The organism is Salmonella sp. 32031103-2018-00083-FB-01-SM-01 (assembly GCF_017571995.1).
GTDB lineage: Bacteria > Pseudomonadota > Gammaproteobacteria > Enterobacterales > Enterobacteriaceae > Salmonella > Salmonella enterica.
The window spans coordinates 69,729-85,169 of sequence record NZ_JAGEQL010000002.1; the positions used below are offsets into that span (position 1 = coordinate 69,729).

Annotated in this window: 16 protein-coding genes; 14 read left to right on the forward strand and 2 right to left on the reverse strand. The window is 50.8% G+C overall.

What is annotated here, in order from left to right; translation table 11 throughout:
* The first annotated feature begins 74 nt into the window (after positions 1-74).
* From pcnB to panD, 12 genes are all read left to right on the forward strand, one after another.
* Positions 75-1,472 carry a polynucleotide adenylyltransferase PcnB gene (pcnB, locus tag J4614_RS06690; RefSeq protein WP_204100804.1) on the forward strand — a complete coding sequence of 466 codons (1,398 nt, stop codon included), beginning with the start codon at positions 75-77 and terminating at the stop codon, positions 1,470-1,472.
* The gene (folK, locus tag J4614_RS06695) at positions 1,469-1,948 is read left to right on the forward strand and encodes a 2-amino-4-hydroxy-6-hydroxymethyldihydropteridine diphosphokinase (RefSeq protein ID WP_208293101.1); all 480 of its coding nucleotides are present in this window, start codon (positions 1,469-1,471) and stop codon (positions 1,946-1,948) included. Before pcnB ends, folK begins: the two co-directional genes overlap by 4 nt.
* 403 nt (positions 1,949-2,351) lie before the next feature.
* Positions 2,352-2,945 (forward strand): fimbrial protein, encoded by a 594-nt coding sequence (locus J4614_RS06700; protein ID WP_208293102.1) that lies wholly within the window; start codon positions 2,352-2,354, stop codon positions 2,943-2,945.
* 266 nt (positions 2,946-3,211) lie between these two features.
* Positions 3,212-3,949: a fimbrial chaperone gene (locus tag J4614_RS06705; RefSeq protein WP_183052992.1), complete on the forward strand. Its 738-nt coding sequence runs from the start codon at positions 3,212-3,214 to the stop codon at positions 3,947-3,949.
* 59 nt (positions 3,950-4,008) lie between these two features.
* Positions 4,009-6,615 carry an outer membrane usher protein gene (locus tag J4614_RS06710; protein ID WP_238075548.1) on the forward strand — a complete coding sequence of 869 codons (2,607 nt, stop codon included), beginning with the start codon at positions 4,009-4,011 and terminating at the stop codon, positions 6,613-6,615.
* On the forward strand, positions 6,602-7,168 hold the full coding sequence (locus tag J4614_RS06715) for a fimbrial protein (protein ID WP_208293104.1): 567 nt from the start codon (positions 6,602-6,604) through the stop codon (positions 7,166-7,168). Before J4614_RS06710 ends, J4614_RS06715 begins: the two co-directional genes overlap by 14 nt.
* A 10-nt stretch (positions 7,169-7,178) precedes the next feature.
* A complete protein-coding gene (locus tag J4614_RS06720; RefSeq protein ID WP_310887700.1) occupies positions 7,179-7,787 on the forward strand; it encodes a fimbrial protein in 609 nt (202 codons plus the stop codon).
* Between the two features lie 11 nt (positions 7,788-7,798).
* Complete coding sequence (locus tag J4614_RS06725; protein ID WP_183046210.1) at positions 7,799-8,383, forward strand: fimbrial-like protein; 585 nt, start codon at positions 7,799-7,801, stop codon at positions 8,381-8,383.
* A gap of 21 nt (positions 8,384-8,404) precedes the next feature.
* Positions 8,405-9,673 (forward strand): fimbrial-like adhesin, encoded by a 1,269-nt coding sequence (locus J4614_RS06730; protein ID WP_208293105.1) that lies wholly within the window; start codon positions 8,405-8,407, stop codon positions 9,671-9,673.
* A 121-nt stretch (positions 9,674-9,794) separates the two neighbouring features.
* On the forward strand, positions 9,795-10,589 hold the full coding sequence (panB, locus tag J4614_RS06735; protein WP_000043006.1) for a 3-methyl-2-oxobutanoate hydroxymethyltransferase: 795 nt from the start codon (positions 9,795-9,797) through the stop codon (positions 10,587-10,589).
* A 125-nt stretch (positions 10,590-10,714) separates the two neighbouring features.
* Positions 10,715-11,569 (forward strand): pantoate--beta-alanine ligase, encoded by an 855-nt coding sequence (gene panC, locus J4614_RS06740; RefSeq protein ID WP_000905340.1) that lies wholly within the window; start codon positions 10,715-10,717, stop codon positions 11,567-11,569.
* 94 nt (positions 11,570-11,663) lie between these two features.
* Positions 11,664-12,044 (forward strand): aspartate 1-decarboxylase, encoded by a 381-nt coding sequence (panD, locus tag J4614_RS06745; RefSeq protein WP_000621526.1) that lies wholly within the window; start codon positions 11,664-11,666, stop codon positions 12,042-12,044.
* 6 nt (positions 12,045-12,050) lie between these two features.
* Here panD and J4614_RS06750 read toward each other — a convergent pair whose 3' ends face one another.
* Both J4614_RS06750 and J4614_RS06755 read right to left on the reverse strand, forming a co-directional pair.
* Positions 12,051-13,280, reverse strand: a complete 1,230-nt coding sequence (locus J4614_RS06750; RefSeq protein ID WP_208293106.1) for a polysaccharide deacetylase family protein — start codon at positions 13,278-13,280, stop codon at positions 12,051-12,053.
* A 61-nt stretch (positions 13,281-13,341) separates the two neighbouring features.
* Positions 13,342-13,782, reverse strand: a complete 441-nt coding sequence (locus J4614_RS06755) for a PTS sugar transporter subunit IIA (protein ID WP_000901969.1) — start codon at positions 13,780-13,782, stop codon at positions 13,342-13,344.
* A gap of 365 nt (positions 13,783-14,147) precedes the next feature.
* On the opposite strand from J4614_RS06755, the gene J4614_RS06760 reads away from it, so the two are divergent.
* Entirely contained in the window at positions 14,148-14,699 is a 552-nt protein-coding gene (locus J4614_RS06760; protein ID WP_001632325.1) for a fimbrial protein, read from the forward strand.
* 47 nt (positions 14,700-14,746) lie between these two features.
* Complete coding sequence (stiB, locus tag J4614_RS06765) at positions 14,747-15,430, forward strand: fimbrial biogenesis chaperone StiB (RefSeq protein WP_001086399.1); 684 nt, start codon at positions 14,747-14,749, stop codon at positions 15,428-15,430.
* The last annotated feature ends 11 nt before the right edge of the window (positions 15,431-15,441 follow it).

The following is a 15,441-nucleotide window of genomic DNA, read 5'->3' on the forward strand; positions in this document are numbered from 1 at the left end:
ACGCCCGTCTGCCGTAATGCGAAAGACATAGAGTAAGTTGATCTTATTAATGTATGACACTACCGAGGTGCGCTATTTTTACCCGAGTCGCTAATTTTTGCCGTAAGGTGTTAAGCCGCGAGGAGAGCGAGGCAGAACAAGCCGTCGCCCGTCCACATATGACGATTATCCCGCGTGAACAGCACGCTATCTCCCGCAAAGATATCAGTGAAAATGCCCTCAAGGTACTGTACAGGCTGAACAAAGCGGGCTATGAAGCCTACCTGGTCGGCGGCGGCGTCCGCGATCTCCTGCTCGGCAAAAAGCCGAAGGATTTCGACGTGACCACCAACGCAACACCGGATCAGGTACGGAAATTATTCCGCAATTGCCGTCTGGTGGGGCGTCGTTTCCGCCTGGCTCACGTGATGTTTGGCCCGGAAATTATCGAAGTGGCAACGTTTCGTGGTCATCATGAAGGCAGTGAAAGCGACCGTACGACCTCCCAGCGTGGGCAAAACGGTATGCTGCTGCGCGATAATATCTTCGGCTCTATCGAAGAAGATGCCCAGCGCCGCGATTTCACCATCAACAGCCTTTACTACAGCGTGGCGGATTTTACCGTGCGCGATTACGTCGGCGGGATGCAGGATCTGCAAGAAGGCGTGATTCGCCTGATCGGCAATCCGGAAACGCGCTACCGCGAAGATCCGGTTCGAATGCTGCGCGCCGTGCGTTTCGCTGCGAAGCTCAATATGCGTATCAGCCCTGAAACGGCTGAGCCAATCCCGCGTCTGGCAACCTTGCTAAACGACATTCCTCCCGCGCGCCTGTTCGAAGAGTCGCTGAAGCTGTTGCAGGCGGGGAACGGTTTTGAAACCTATCAACAACTGCGGGAATACCACCTCTTCCAGCCGTTGTTTCCTACCATTACGCGTTATTTCACCGAAAACGGCGACAGCGCAATGGAACGCATCATTGCGCTGGTGTTGAAGAATACGGATAACCGCATCCGTAACGAAATGCGCGTTAATCCGGCATTTTTGTTTGCCGCCATGTTCTGGTATCCGCTGCTGGAAATGGCGCAAAAAATCGCTCAGGAGAGCGGTCTGGCCTATTACGACGCTTTCGCGCTGGCCATGAATGACGTGCTGGATGAAGCCTGCCGTTCGCTGGCGATCCCGAAACGCCTTACCACACTTACCCGTGATATTTGGCAGCTTCAGTTACGGATGTCCCGTCGTCAGGGCAAACGCGCCTGGAAGCTGATGGAACATCCCAAATTCCGCGCCGCGTTTGATTTGCTGGAGCTGCGCGCTCAGGTGGAAAATAATACTGAGCTGCAACGTCTGGCGCAGTGGTGGGCCGAGTTTCAGGCTTCCGCGCCGCCGGAACAAAAAGGGATGCTCAACGAGCTGGACGACGATCCTGCTCCACGCCGCCGCCGTTCACGTCCGCGCAAACGCGCGCCGCGCCGCGAGGGCACCGTATGACGATCGCGTATATCGCGCTTGGCAGTAATCTGGCCTCTCCGCTGGAGCAGGTCAATGCCGCCCTGAAGGCTATCGCCAACATTCCCGATAGCCGTATCGTCGCGGTTTCTTCGTTTTACCGCACGCCGCCGCTTGGCCCACAGGATCAACCCGATTACCTGAACGCCGCGGTGGCGCTGGATACCACTCTCGCCCCCGAAGAATTGCTTAACCATACCCAGCGCATTGAGCTGCAACAGGGCCGGGTGCGCAAAGCGGAACGCTGGGGGCCGCGCACGCTGGATCTCGACATTATGCTGTTTGGCGATGAAGTGATTAACACCGACCGTCTGACCGTGCCGCACTACGACATGAAAAACCGCGGCTTTATGCTGTGGCCGCTGTTTGAGATCGCTCCAAAACTGCGCTTCCCCGACGATGGCGTCGCGCTGACGCAGCTTGTTCATCAACATACCCCCGCACCAGCATACTGGTAATTTTTAATTAATATTATTTTTAAGAAACCTGTATTATTACTTCGCTCGCTAATTAATGGAATAAATCCGATCGTTATTTTCTCTTAAAAGATTGTTTAGCAAAAATGAATGTCATTTATATGTAAAATTATTAAATTGATTCAGTGAATTCATTAACTCCCCTCTCCCCCTAAAGCCGTTTTTTTTGCAGATTTAATGTACTTTCTTGTTTTTAAACATCATTAAAAAAAATATAAACCTAATCAGCATTTTTGCTTTTGCAAAAAAAATTCACCACAAATATCTTTTAAACAAACACATAATATTTCTTTATTTTACATAATGAAACATACGCATAGAATGTGCCTTCCCTCTTTAATCTTATTGAAGTGGTACATTTATCTCATTTTGTAAGGATGCAAGTATGAAAAAAGTTCTCCTGGTGACAGCCGTATTTATGGCTTTAGGCTCTTCTTCCGTTATGGCTGTCGAAGGTGGTCGTATTAACTTTGAAGGTCTGGTCAGCGCTGAAACCTGTAAAAAAGTCGTCAGCTCTGCTGTTGGTAATAGCAATACCGACGGTACGGTTACTCTGAAAACCGCACACGTTAGCGATGTCACCGCAGAAGTTCAAAACAGCACCGCAGGCGTAAACGCAGAAGATTTCTCCATCATTATCGACTGCTCCGATGCTGGCGCAGGCCTGGCGAAATCATATCTGACGATGTCCTCCTCTTTTAGCAATACGAAGGGCACCCTGGATAACGACGAAACGCTGACCCGCAGCGGTATCGAGGCGGCGAAAGCGGTTGATATCGCGGTTCACCATGTTGACGATACCAACGCTCTCTCGCTGGTGAAAATCAACGATCCTTCTAACACTATGGAAAAAATCTTTACCAACGGTATCGCAACTTACAACTTTAAAGCGTCTTACGTGAAATCGTCTGATGCAGGTGCCAGCGTGACAACCGGTCTGGTCTCCACCAATGCGATTTATACCTTTACTTACGAGTAATAGTCGCCTCTCAGATTGCTGACAACGCTATTGGCGCTGTTTAATGTTGGATTGCGCCTTGCCCCACAAAACCAATAACTCGATTAATATTAATGAGTTGATTTTTTACGGGTTAAATAAAATCCAACATTTATTTAGTTTCGGTGTTTGTCATCAGTCTCTCTGTCTTTAACAGACAGTATTACAGACGATGCACATCGCAGGGTAGTAGCGAATTTCGGCGCTACTTACCCTGTTTCGGATATTCAATACAGCAAGGACGGCTTATGTCTCACTCTTTAAAGTTTACTTTGTCTGCTATCGCTCTGACCGGGGCGTTATTTAGCTCTGCCAGCCAGGCCGATATTATTATTTCCGGCACGCGTATTATTTATGATGCAAATAAAAAAGATGTCAGCGTGCGTCTGGAAAATAAAGGTAAAAGCCCATTATTAGTTCAGAACTGGATAGATCTCGGCAACGATAATGCCGAGCCGGGCAGTATTAAAGCGCCCTTCGCCGCCACGCCGCCGGTATCACGAATAGAACCTAAGCGCGGGCAGTCGATAAAAATTATGTATACCGCCACAGAATCGCTACCGAAAGATCGCGAAAGCGTTTTCTGGTTCAACGTGCTGGAAGTTCCACCGAAGGTAAATACCAGCCAGGAAGAAAATAAAAATTTGCTCCAGCTGGCGTTTCGCACCCGCATCAAACTGTTTTATCGCCCGACGGGTTTACCGGGCGCCCCGGCAGAAGCGGCAAAACAGCTGAAATGGCAGGTCGCCAGCGAACAGGGCCATGCCGTTCTTCGCGCCGATAACCCGACCCCGTATTACGTCTCCTTTAACTCTGCCACCTACACCAGCGGCGGAAAACGCTATGACGTCGACGCGACCATGGTTGCCCCTTTTGGCAAAGCCGCCTTCACGGTGAAAGGACTGCAAAACGCCAGCGCAGGCAAACTGGAATTCCAGTCCATTAATGACTACGGCGGCATCATCGCTGGCTCAGCTTCACTGTAATGACGTTATCACAAAGCAGGATGAAAAAGACGGTGCAAAACGTTTCCACAACCAGGACCATGCCAAAAAAGACGCTGCTCGCGGTGTGCTGCGCGTTGTTTTACAGTCAGCCCGGCCTGGCTGCGGACATCGTTGAATACGACAGCACATTTCTGATGGGCGATGGCGCTACGTCTATTGATGTCAGCCGCTATTCTAATGGCAACCCCACGCCAGTGGGAACGTACACCGTGAGAGTGTTTGTCAATGAGAAGGCCGTCGCCAGCCAGACCATCCCGTTTATCGACATCGGCAAAAAAAGCGCCGAGGCCTGCCTGACCGTGAAAAATCTGGCGCAGCTACACATTAAGCCGCCGCAAAACGTCGGCGAAAAAGCCATTTTGAAGAAAGGCGACGACGAGAGCGACGATTGCTTAAATCTGCCAGCGCTGATTGAACAATCCAGCGTAACGTTTGATATGGGCGACCAGCGCCTGGATATCGTCGTGCCTCAGGCATGGGTTAACAAAAGTTATGACGGCTATGTGGAACCGTCGCTATGGGAAAACGGAATCCCGGCCGCGCTACTCTCCTACAACATTAACGGCTACCACAATACCAATCACGGTACCGATAACGACAGTATGTACGCAGCCCTCAATACCGGCATTAACCTCGGAGCCTGGCATTTTCGCGCCAACGGCAACTATAACTGGAACAATAACAGCGGCAGTAACTTCGATTTTCAGAACCGCTACATCCAGCGCGATCTCACTGCACTACGCTCACAGCTGATGATGGGCGAGACATACACCACCGGCGAGACCTTCGACTCGGTCAGCATTCGCGGAGTGCGTCTGTACAGTGACTCCCGTATGCTACCGTCACAGCTTGCCAACTACGCCCCTGTGATCCGCGGCGTCGCCAATACCAACGCCAAAGTCACCATTACCCAGGGCGGCTACAAAATTTATGAATCAACGGTGCCGCCAGGTCCGTTCGAGATTAACGATCTCAGTCCTTCTGGCTACGGGAGCGACCTCATCGTCACTATCGAAGAGGCCGACGGCAGCAAGCGAACCTTTAGCCAGCCCTTCTCCTCGGTAATGCAGATGCAAAAACCCGGCGTCGGGCGCTGGGATGTCAGCGCCGGGGAAGTGAATGACGACGATCTTCACGATAATCCATATGTCGCGCAGGGTACCTACTATTACGGTTTGAACAACTATCTGACCGCCTATACTGGCGTTCAGGCTACCGATAATCACTACCTGGCGGGGTTGTTCGGCATGGGCCTCAACACACCGTTTGGCGCCATCGCGCTGGACGTCACCCACTCCCGCACGGAGATCCCTGATGATAAAACCTATCAGGGACAGAGCTACCGCTTAACGTGGAACAAACTGATTGAAGCCACCGAGACCTCGTTTAACGTGGCGGCTTACCGTTATTCAACCCAGAACTATCTGGGCCTGAACGACGCGCTTCAACTGATTGACGACGCTAAATATGGAGATGAAGTGCCGCGTAACACGATGAGTAACTTCTCTCGCCTGAAAAACCAGGTCACCCTGAGCATCAGCCAGCCGCTACAGGATGGTGAAATTGATTACGGTTCTTTTTATCTCTCAGGCTCCTGGACAGATTACTGGGCGGCGGGCGACAGCCGCAGCGATTATACGCTGGGCTACGGCAAAGGCTTCTCATGGGGCAGCATGAGCGTCAACCTGCAACGCACCTGGGATGAAGACGGTAAAAAAGATGATTCGCTCTATATCAACCTGAGTATTCCGCTCGCCAACCTGCTTGGCGGGGAGAGTCGCCGTTCCGGTTTTAACACCCTCTCCACGCAGATGCGGACGGACTTTAACGGTGGCCATAACCTGAGCATGAACAGCAGCGGTAGCAGCGAAGACAATATGCTGAACTATAGCGTAAATACGGGTTATACCATGCAGAAAGAGGGCAAGAACATCTCTGATATCGGCGGCTATGCCAGCTATCAATCCCCGTGGGGAGATATTTCGGCCTCAGCCTCTGCCAATAACGATAGCAGCCGACAATATTCGCTCGCGACAAACGGGGGCTTTGTCCTGCATGGCGGCGGCCTGACGTTCACTAACGATAACTTCGGTAATAGCGATGCCATCGTGCTGGTAAAAGCCCCCGGTGCGAAAGGCGCACGCATCAATGGTGGCAACAGCACCATCGATCGCTGGGGCTACGGCGCGACAAACTCGCTTTCCGCCTACAGAGAAAACCTGGTCAATGTCGATATCGACACACTGGAAAACGACGTTGAGCTTAAGAGCACCAGCGCAACTCTGGTGCCGCGCGATGGCGCGGTGGTCTTAGCCAGTTTTGAAACCGACCAGGGACGCTCGGTCATTCTTAACATGTCCCGCAATGACGGCAAAGCTCTGCCGTTTGGCGCAGAAATCTACGAGAACGATGTGCAGATCGGCAACATGGGCCAGGGCGGACAGGCTTTTGTTCGCGGTATCAGCGATGCGGGCGAACTCTCAGTACGTTGGTTTGAAGAAAACCAGCCAGTAACTTGTTCAGCAACCTTTGCGTTGCCTGCAACGCAACAAACGGTAGGGTCCAGCCAGACCTTACTGTTAGACCACGTAACCTGTCGTGTTAATAACCTTAAATCAAATGGAATAGACAATGAGAAGGAATAAGCACCTTTTAGCAGCCTCTGTGCTCGCGATGATATTTCCACTGACCAGTCAGGCGGAAGATATCAACGTTGACTTTACCGCTACCGTGCTGGCCACGACGTGCAGCATGTCGATTACCGCATTAGACGGATCTTCCATCTCTGGCGATGCGACAAACGGCTATAAACTTACGGTTGGCGACGTAGGTCTGGATAAGATCGTCAAAAAATCGGCAGATTCGCAGAAAAATTTTAAGATCGTTGCCAGCGATTGCAGTGCGGGAACCTCTAAAATTACGACCTCTCTGGCCAGCTCTACGTCGACCAGCGGTAATTTTATTAAAAATGAATCGACTGACAGCAGCGCCGCCAAAAATATTGGTATGGGAATTAAGCGTAAAGCGACAACAGGTGAAACCTATTTAACTCCGGGCTCAGGTTCATTCGACTGGGCACAAGACGAACTGACGGTCAACGCGGTGGAAATGACTGTAGCGCTGCGTGAACTGACTGACGGCGCAGGAACGATTGGCGCTTTCAGTGCCAAAGCGACGTTTAATTTTACTTATCAGTAATAGGGATATTATGATGAAAAAACAATTATTACATAAAGTGATTGTTGGTGTACTGGCAGCAGTCAGCGCGAGTATATCCATACCCTCTCTGGCGGGAACGTCAAGCCTGGATTTGACCGTTGATGCTAATATTACGAGCGGTACATGTTCCGTATCCGTGCTGGATGGCGACACTGCCACCAATACTATTGCTTTTGGTAGTGTCTATCTTTCTGAAGTTGCGGCCGGAACAAAAGTAAAATCCTTTGCATTACGTTTCAGCGACTGCGCCGGGATACCCAATAAAAAAGCCCAGCTTGTAATAGCGCCTAACAACGTCCAATGCCCCGGAACCAACCACACTAACGGCCAGTTCCCTAACGCCTCAACCGCCCCTGATAAAGCGGTGGGAACCAACGTAGAATTATGGCCAACGTCCGTCCCGGGAACCTCAGGCACGGTGAAATTCCACTGCTGGTCTAAAAATCCGCAGGATATTGATCTGACGGGAGCCAGCACAACGGCACCTGTCGATTATCCGCTTAGCGCACGTCTGGTTGCTGAAGGCGGTCTGTCGGCCGCAAGCCGGACGGCGGGTGATTTTTACTCCCCAACTATCTTTACCATTACTTACCCGTAACGGTGAGAAGCATGACGCGCTCTCGTATTATCCCTCTCTTCACGTTAACCACAGGGCTGGCTACAGCCCTGTTTACCGCCTCTCTGTATGCCGACACCAACGTGGATTTTACCGCCACCGTGCAGAAAGATACCTGCCAGATTGAAATTGACGGTAATGGTACAGTCAGTTTAGCGACCGTCGGGCCGAGTTACTTTGCCGATGGCATCACGGCGGAAACGGACTACGGGGGCGGCAAGGAATTTCTGATTAAGTTGATAAGCTGCCCGGTTAGCGGCGGCGCAATCACGAACGTCACGTTTAACTTCTTACCACAGAGCGGGCAGTTCGTTACCGGTAATAAGCAGGTGTTTGCCAATGATTTAGCGACCAGCACAGACGGTGCCTCCAACGTCGGCGTAGTGATTTTTACCACCGAGTCACCCCGCCATAACGTTCTGAACACCGATGGCTCCTCGCGGGCAACCTTTGCCGCGACGACATACAGCGATACCTCATGGACGTTTTATGCCCGGATGCAGAAAGTCCTCAGTAACGACGTGGTCGTCCCCGGCAAACTCAGCAGCCGCGTGCTGGTAAATGTTGAATACGAATAACGTGAGGACCAGTTAACTATTATGATAACAAAATGCGATCACCGACTGATGCTATTAAACACTCAGAGACTAAAGAGTGTCATTAAAATCATATCATTATTACTGTTATCTTTCGTTTCTTTTGTGACGCCTTCGTATGGCTGGTCACTATATGTAGGCCAATATACAAAGAATGAAGGGGGAAACGTATGGGGAGCGGTGCAGGATTTTACAAAATCCTATGCGCCCACAAACATGCTTAATCCAATAGCTATTCATAACGGCTCAGGACTGCGTGAAATCTCCGTATCGAATAATGCGACAGAACTCGACCCCGGTACTGGGCTAAGTTGTAACAAAGATCATGATAACCATGTCCTGACACTATATCATGGCTACAAGAACTCCGGTAAAACCTACAACGGTAATATGTTATGGGAAACTAATACTCCTGGTATGTACATGGGTATCGAAGTCACCAGCATCAACTTTGGCGGCCAATACTGGGATGAAAAATTCTGGGTAAACTGGAGCAACGGAGAAACGTCCGGCGCAAAAAAATTTGATTTAACAAATATCATGCCAAAGGATGGTCGTTTCGAACTCTGTCAGAGGCCAACCAACTGGACCTATTTTGGATTAGGCGGTATTGTTCTGTGGGTTAAATATCATTTGTATATTGATGACTCTTTTAATCCTGCCGGAGCAACTTCGTTATCTGTCTCGCTACGAAAAGAACAATCGTATGATTATCAATTTGCTTCATCACCAGCCTTCTCAGGCTCACATAATGTATATTACAATATAGCACCAAATCAGTTGACGATTAACTATCCTACCTGCCAGGCCAATGCGGTCACAGGCGATGGGGTAACAAATTCAACGGTCCCATTTGGGGAACAGAATGCCAAAGACATTTCGGCGAATACCATTAACCGCAAGTTTTCCATAAAGCTCAGTAATTGCGCTTACGTTAAAGAATTGAATGTTACGTTAAGTTCTGCAACGGTAGGAGGACAGGATAACACCTTGCTCGGTAATACACTTACCGGCAGTGAGGCGGCTGGTGGCATTGGTGTTATGATCGAAGGGGAGAAAAATCCAAACAGCCCTGCTGACTGGACCTTACTTAAGCCAAACATCAGCAGTTCTATTTATTCTTTTACTAATTCCCCGGATTACGAAAATAGCGAAATTGGGAATGCTGAGCAGGTAATGAATTTCCAGGCGCCCCTGAAACAGGATGGTAACAAAGCGATAACCCCAGGAAAATTCAAAGCTACGGGTAAATTCACCATTACTTATCCCTGATGTTTATTCCGGCAGACCTCCTCTGCCGGTTTTTTCCTTTCCCACAAAGCGCTAACACTTTCTTCGATCATTCCCCTACAATGCGGCCATTCTATTCATCAATATTATGGCCGGAGAGGTTATGAGCAAACCCACCACTATCTCACTGCTGCAAAAATGCAAACAGGAAAAGAAGCGCTTCGCGACAATCACCGCCTACGACTATAGCTTTGCCAAACTGTTCGCCGATGAAGGCATCAACGTGATGCTGGTGGGCGACTCCCTGGGCATGACAATTCAGGGGCACGACTCCACCCTGCCGGTCACCGTGGAAGATATCGCCTACCACACCCGCGCCGTTCGCCGTGGCGCGCCGAACTGCCTGCTGCTCTCCGACCTGCCGTTTATGGCTTATGCCACGCCGGAACAGGCGTTTGAAAACGCGGCCATCGTGATGCGCGCCGGGGCCAATATGGTCAAGATCGAAGGCGGCACATGGCTGGTTGATACGGTGAAAATGCTCACCGAACGCGCCGTGCCGGTGTGCGGCCATCTGGGGCTGACGCCGCAGTCGGTGAATATCTTCGGCGGCTATAAAATTCAGGGGCGCGGCGACGCCGGGCAGGTGCTGCTGGATGACGCGCTGGCCTTAGAAGCGGCGGGCGCACAGCTGCTGGTGCTGGAATGCGTGCCGGTTGAACTGGCGAAGCGCGTCACGGAAGCACTGTCGATTCCGGTGATCGGCATCGGCGCGGGCAACGTTACCGACGGGCAGATCCTGGTAATGCACGACGCGTTCGGCATCACCGGCGGCCATATCCCTAAATTTGCGAAAAATTTCCTTGCCGAAACGGGCGACATGCGCGCAGCTGTACGGCAGTATATAGCTGAAGTGGAGTCCGGCGTTTATCCGGGCGAAGAACACAGCTTTCACTAATTTTTCTAACCGTGCCGGATGGCGACGCGACGCGTCTTATCCGGCCTACAGATCCTCAACGGATGTAGGCCTGATAAGCGCAGCGCCATCGGGCAGGATCATCAGGCAACTCAAGGAGTCTTGTTGTGCTAATCATTGAAACCCTGCCGCTGCTGCGCCAGCATATCCGTCGTCTGCGTCAGGAAGGCAAACGCGTCGCACTGGTTCCCACCATGGGCAATCTGCACGACGGTCATATGAAGCTGGTCGATGAGGCAAAAGCCCGGGCTGATGTGGTGTTCGTCAGCATTTTCGTCAATCCGATGCAGTTTGACCGGCCGGACGATCTGGTGCGTTATCCGCGCACGCTGCAGGAAGACTGTGAAAAGCTGAACAAGCGCAAAGTCGATTATGTCTTTGCGCCAGCCGTTGAGGAAATTTACCCGCAGGGGCTGGAAGGCCAGACGTACGTTGATGTTCCCGGCCTCTCCACCATGCTGGAAGGCGCCAGCCGTCCGGGCCACTTCCGCGGCGTCTCGACCATCGTCAGCAAGCTGTTCAACCTGATCCAGCCGGATATCGCCTGCTTTGGCGAGAAAGATTTCCAGCAACTGGCGCTGATTCGCAAAATGGTGGCGGATATGAGTTATGACATTGAGATCGTCGGCGTGCCGATTATCCGCGCCAAAGACGGCCTGGCGCTCAGCTCACGTAACAGTTATCTGACCGCAGAGCAGCGCAAAATTGCGCCAGGTCTACACAACGTGATGAATAGCATCGCTGAAAAACTGATTGCGGGTAATCGTGAGCTGCAAGAGATTATTGCCATTGCCGAACAGGAATTGAATGAAAAAGGCTTCCGTGCCGACGACATTCAAATCCGTGATGCCGACACGCTGCTGGAACTGACGGAAACCAGCAAACGCGCCGTGATTCTGGCCGCCGCCTGGCTGGGTCAGGCGCGTCTGATCGATAATCAAAGCGTTACATTAGCCCAGTAGACAGGGGTTAAAAATCGGGCAATACTGCCTGAGAATTTCCAAAGCAGGCCACAAGCGCCTGCTTAGTCAAGATAAACGACAGGGTATAGATGTTATGATTCGCACCATGCTGCAAGGCAAGCTCCACCGCGTAAAAGTCACGCAGGCGGACCTGCACTACGAAGGTTCCTGTGCCATTGACCAGGATTTTCTCGATGCCTCCGGTATTCTGGAAAACGAAGCGATTGATATCTGGAACGTGACCAATGGGAAACGTTTCTCAACCTATGCGATTGCGGCTGAACGCGGCTCCAGAATCATCTCGGTGAACGGCGCGGCGGCGCACTGCGCTGAGGTTGGCGACATTGTGATTATCGCCAGCTTCGTCACCATGTCTGATGAAGAAGCCCGGACATGGCGGCCGAAAGTGGCCTACTTTGAAGGCGACAACGAAATGAAGCGTACCGCGAAAGCCATTCCGGTCCAGGTTGCCTGATAGTCCTTACCCCTGCGGCTGGTTGCTGATCAGCCGCGACATGGTTTCCAGCGAATCCGTGCGTAAAATATACAGCCTTTTGAGCAGCATCGGATTATCTCCCGGCTTCACCTTCCCTCTCACCGTGGTGACCGCCAGATGGAAACCGGCGTCTTTTGCTGCTTTGATCGCGGTCGCGTTATAGCCGCCAAAGGGATAAGAAAGATAAAATACGTGCGGAGTAAACTGTGCGAGCGCCCGCCGCGAACGTTCAAAATCAAACAGAATATTATGGTAGCTGCGGCTATATAAAATCGGACGACGATGCCCATCTACCCGATGTAAAAAGTGAGTATGCGACTGAAAATCAAAAACATCGCTTATCTTGCGCAATTCGGACACGCTCATAAATTGCAGCGACCTGGGATTCCATTTTTGCGGATGGCGCTTAATACGCGATGAAATAATAAATGCCGTCGCTTTCATACCGTACTGCTTTAATACCGGATACGCATAGCGACTCACCGATTTAAGGCCATCATCAAAGGTGATAGCCACCGCGCGCGCCGGGAAATTCGCGCGGTTATGGATGTAATCCTCCAGTTGGTACATCGTCAACGTGGCATAGCCGCGATCGCGAAGCCAGGTCATTTGGTTGCTGAATGCCCGAACCGAAGTCGTGGTGGACGTATGGCGAAAACGGGTATTCTCTTCATCACGTAAGATGTGATGATAGGTCAAAATCGGAATGCCGTTGTCTTCCTGCGCATCTATGGCGCTGACATAAGCCAGCCTGTCGCCAATACGGATCTGATACCAGGTTTGATGTAGCCTGCCTTTCAGCTTACTAATAATGGGGTAACGCAAGTTATCCACCAATACGCCAAACGGGGCGCTACTGATGTCCGGCGCGTTATACACCGGCGTGTCCTTCCAGGTCACCAGATTCTGATTGCTGAGCGGCTTGTTAAGATCGCCCAGGCCATCTTCCACTTTTTGTTTTCCCTGCACAGGTTCCAGATGGCCTTTATCGATAAACCCCTCGCCGAAGCCGAATTTAAAGGCATAATAATCAGCCGCAACAGGCGTTACGGAAAGAATTTGTCCGGCGCGGATATTCCCTACGGTCACCATTTTATCGCCAATCTGCGACCAGATGGCGGCGTCTTTCGTCGTTTGCATATAACGAGCGGGCAAGGCAGCCAACACATTACCGGAGAAAAAGAACAGCAAGATAAGAACAACGCGCATAACCATATATCATAACCGAGGCGAAAAAACGCCGTTATTGTAGCAAAAGCGTCGTCAATGGTATTGATCAAAACTCATACAAATCATGTAGCAATACAAAAGGCGGGTTTTTCTGCTGCTGATGCCAGAGACTGGTGACATCCGGCGCGCCAAGCGCGACAATCTGGTCGCGAAATGCTGAACTGCTCATCGACTCTCGCAAAGGAAGCATTTCCTCTATCAATGAATAGCTGACACCTGAAATAACTTCACATTGAGAATGTTTATGGCTCATCAGCGACGCTACACGATAAGGCGCCGCGCCGGAAATGTCGGTTAAAAATATCACGCCTTCACCGGAGTCGGTGGCATGGAGGGCATCACACATCATACGGCTCAACATGTTTGAGCTCACGCCGCGCCAAAAATTGACCGCCCGGCATTGCGCCAGCGGACCATTTTTTCTCTCCAGGCGATCAAGCATATCCTGTGCGCGATCGTCATGGCAGGTAATCACCCATCCCAGCATAACTTCTCCTCCATTGAGCTCCAATCCAGCATGTCAGCATGTTTTTTTGGCCGACAACACTCTATGACCACGATCATTTTTTATTCAAAAAAATTTGCATTATTTTTAAAAATGTTCGCAGCCTTCATAGAATCTGGCCCATTGAAAGTATAATCACGGCAATTATTAAACAAACACCCACCAAAACAATCAATAAAATATATATTATAAATATTTTATATTTATGTATTCTGAATTTTTCTTCGCGCCGCAAAAATCATCGAACATCATATTTACTCATTCGGGAATAAAAAGAACAATAACTTTCCACACAATAAATATTGCTACTATGTCAATATTTATAATATCTTAAAGGATCAAAGATAATGAAACTCACCTTAAAAACACTCGCTGTGGCACTGGCTGCCATCACCCTCTCCCCCGCCGCGCTGGCAGACACCGCTAAAGACGGCACCGTACATATCACCGGCCTCATTCAGCAAAACGCCTGTACGGTAAAAACGGATTCAGTATTAATAGAGGTAACATTACAGAACGAATTTGCCTCTCTTTTTACTGCCGCAGGGCAAACGGCAGGGGATAAAGGCTTCACCATCGATCTCGAAAACTGCGACGCAAACATCTACAGCAATGTACAGGCACGCTTTGAAGGTACGCTCGACGGAACCGATGCGACCATCCTGAAAAATGAGGCTGATGCTCAGAATATTGGCGTGCAAATTCTTGATAAAACGGGTGACAGTGCGCCAGTGACCTTTAACGATCTTCAGGCATGGTCTTCCGCAGTCGCGCTCCCTACAGAAGAGGGGGTGACGACACTCTCAATGCCTTTCACCGCCCGCTATATCGCCACTGCGGTTCCCGTTGGGTCGGGAAATGTCGATGCAAGCGCAACATTCTATCTGCAATATAACTGATCCTGGCGGCCAGCGTCGGCTGGCCCATTTGTTTATTGAGGTCATCAATGAATTCATTGGCTAAAGCAGGGTTGCTTTGTTGCCTGTTGTGCGGTTCGCTGGCGCATGCCGCAGGGATAAACATCGGCGCAACGCGGGTTATTTTTCACGGCGATGCCAAAGATGCATCCATATCGATAAGCAATAGCGACAACGTTCCCTATTTAATTCAGTCCTGGGCGCAATCGATCAGCGAAACCGGGGCGAGCGGCGATGCGCCGTTTATGGTCACCCCGCCGCTTTTTCGCCTTAATGGCGGGCAAAAGAACGTACTGCGAATTATCCGTACCGGCGGCAATTTGCCGGAAGATCGCGAGTCGCTGTACTGGCTGGATATTAAATCGATTCCCAGCAGCAATCCGGACAATAAGCACAATACGCTCATGCTGGCCGTTAAAGCGGAATTTAAGCTGATTTACCGGCCAAAAGCGTTAACCCAAAAGCCAGAAGAGGTTGCCGATCGGTTAACGTGGTCGCGTCAGGGTCGCACGCTCACCGTGAAGAACCCCACGCCCTATTATATGAACTTCGCCACCCTTTCCGTTGGCAGTCAAAAAGTAAAAGCCCCGCGCTATGTGGCGCCTTTCGGCAACGCGCAGTACACGCTGCCTGCCGCCGCCAGCGGCCCGATCGCCTGGTCTATCATCAACGATTTTGGCGGTACTGGCCCCGAACATAAACAAACGCCTTGAGAAGAGTGACA

Excerpts from the sequence above, each read along its gene's own strand:
- J4614_RS06730 (WP_208293105.1), top strand. The coding sequence starts at position 8,405 with ATGATAACAAAATGCGATCACCGACTGATGCTATTAAACACTCAGAGA.
- J4614_RS06705 (WP_183052992.1), top strand. The coding sequence starts at position 3,212 with ATGTCTCACTCTTTAAAGTTTACTTTGTCTGCTATCGCTCTGACCGGG.
- J4614_RS06720 (WP_310887700.1), top strand. The coding sequence starts at position 7,179 with ATGATGAAAAAACAATTATTACATAAAGTGATTGTTGGTGTACTGGCA.
- stiB (WP_001086399.1), top strand. The coding sequence starts at position 14,747 with ATGAATTCATTGGCTAAAGCAGGGTTGCTTTGTTGCCTGTTGTGCGGT.
- J4614_RS06760 (WP_001632325.1), top strand. The coding sequence starts at position 14,148 with ATGAAACTCACCTTAAAAACACTCGCTGTGGCACTGGCTGCCATCACC.
- folK (WP_208293101.1), top strand. The coding sequence starts at position 1,469 with ATGACGATCGCGTATATCGCGCTTGGCAGTAATCTGGCCTCTCCGCTG.
- panB (WP_000043006.1), top strand. The coding sequence starts at position 9,795 with ATGAGCAAACCCACCACTATCTCACTGCTGCAAAAATGCAAACAGGAA.
- J4614_RS06750 (WP_208293106.1), bottom strand. The coding sequence starts at position 13,280 with ATGGTTATGCGCGTTGTTCTTATCTTGCTGTTCTTTTTCTCCGGTAAT.
- panD (WP_000621526.1), top strand. The coding sequence starts at position 11,664 with ATGATTCGCACCATGCTGCAAGGCAAGCTCCACCGCGTAAAAGTCACG.
- J4614_RS06710 (WP_238075548.1), top strand. The coding sequence starts at position 4,009 with ATGCCAAAAAAGACGCTGCTCGCGGTGTGCTGCGCGTTGTTTTACAGT.
- J4614_RS06755 (WP_000901969.1), bottom strand. The coding sequence starts at position 13,782 with ATGCTGGGATGGGTGATTACCTGCCATGACGATCGCGCACAGGATATG.
- J4614_RS06715 (WP_208293104.1), top strand. The coding sequence starts at position 6,602 with ATGAGAAGGAATAAGCACCTTTTAGCAGCCTCTGTGCTCGCGATGATA.
- J4614_RS06725 (WP_183046210.1), top strand. The coding sequence starts at position 7,799 with ATGACGCGCTCTCGTATTATCCCTCTCTTCACGTTAACCACAGGGCTG.
- J4614_RS06700 (WP_208293102.1), top strand. The coding sequence starts at position 2,352 with ATGAAAAAAGTTCTCCTGGTGACAGCCGTATTTATGGCTTTAGGCTCT.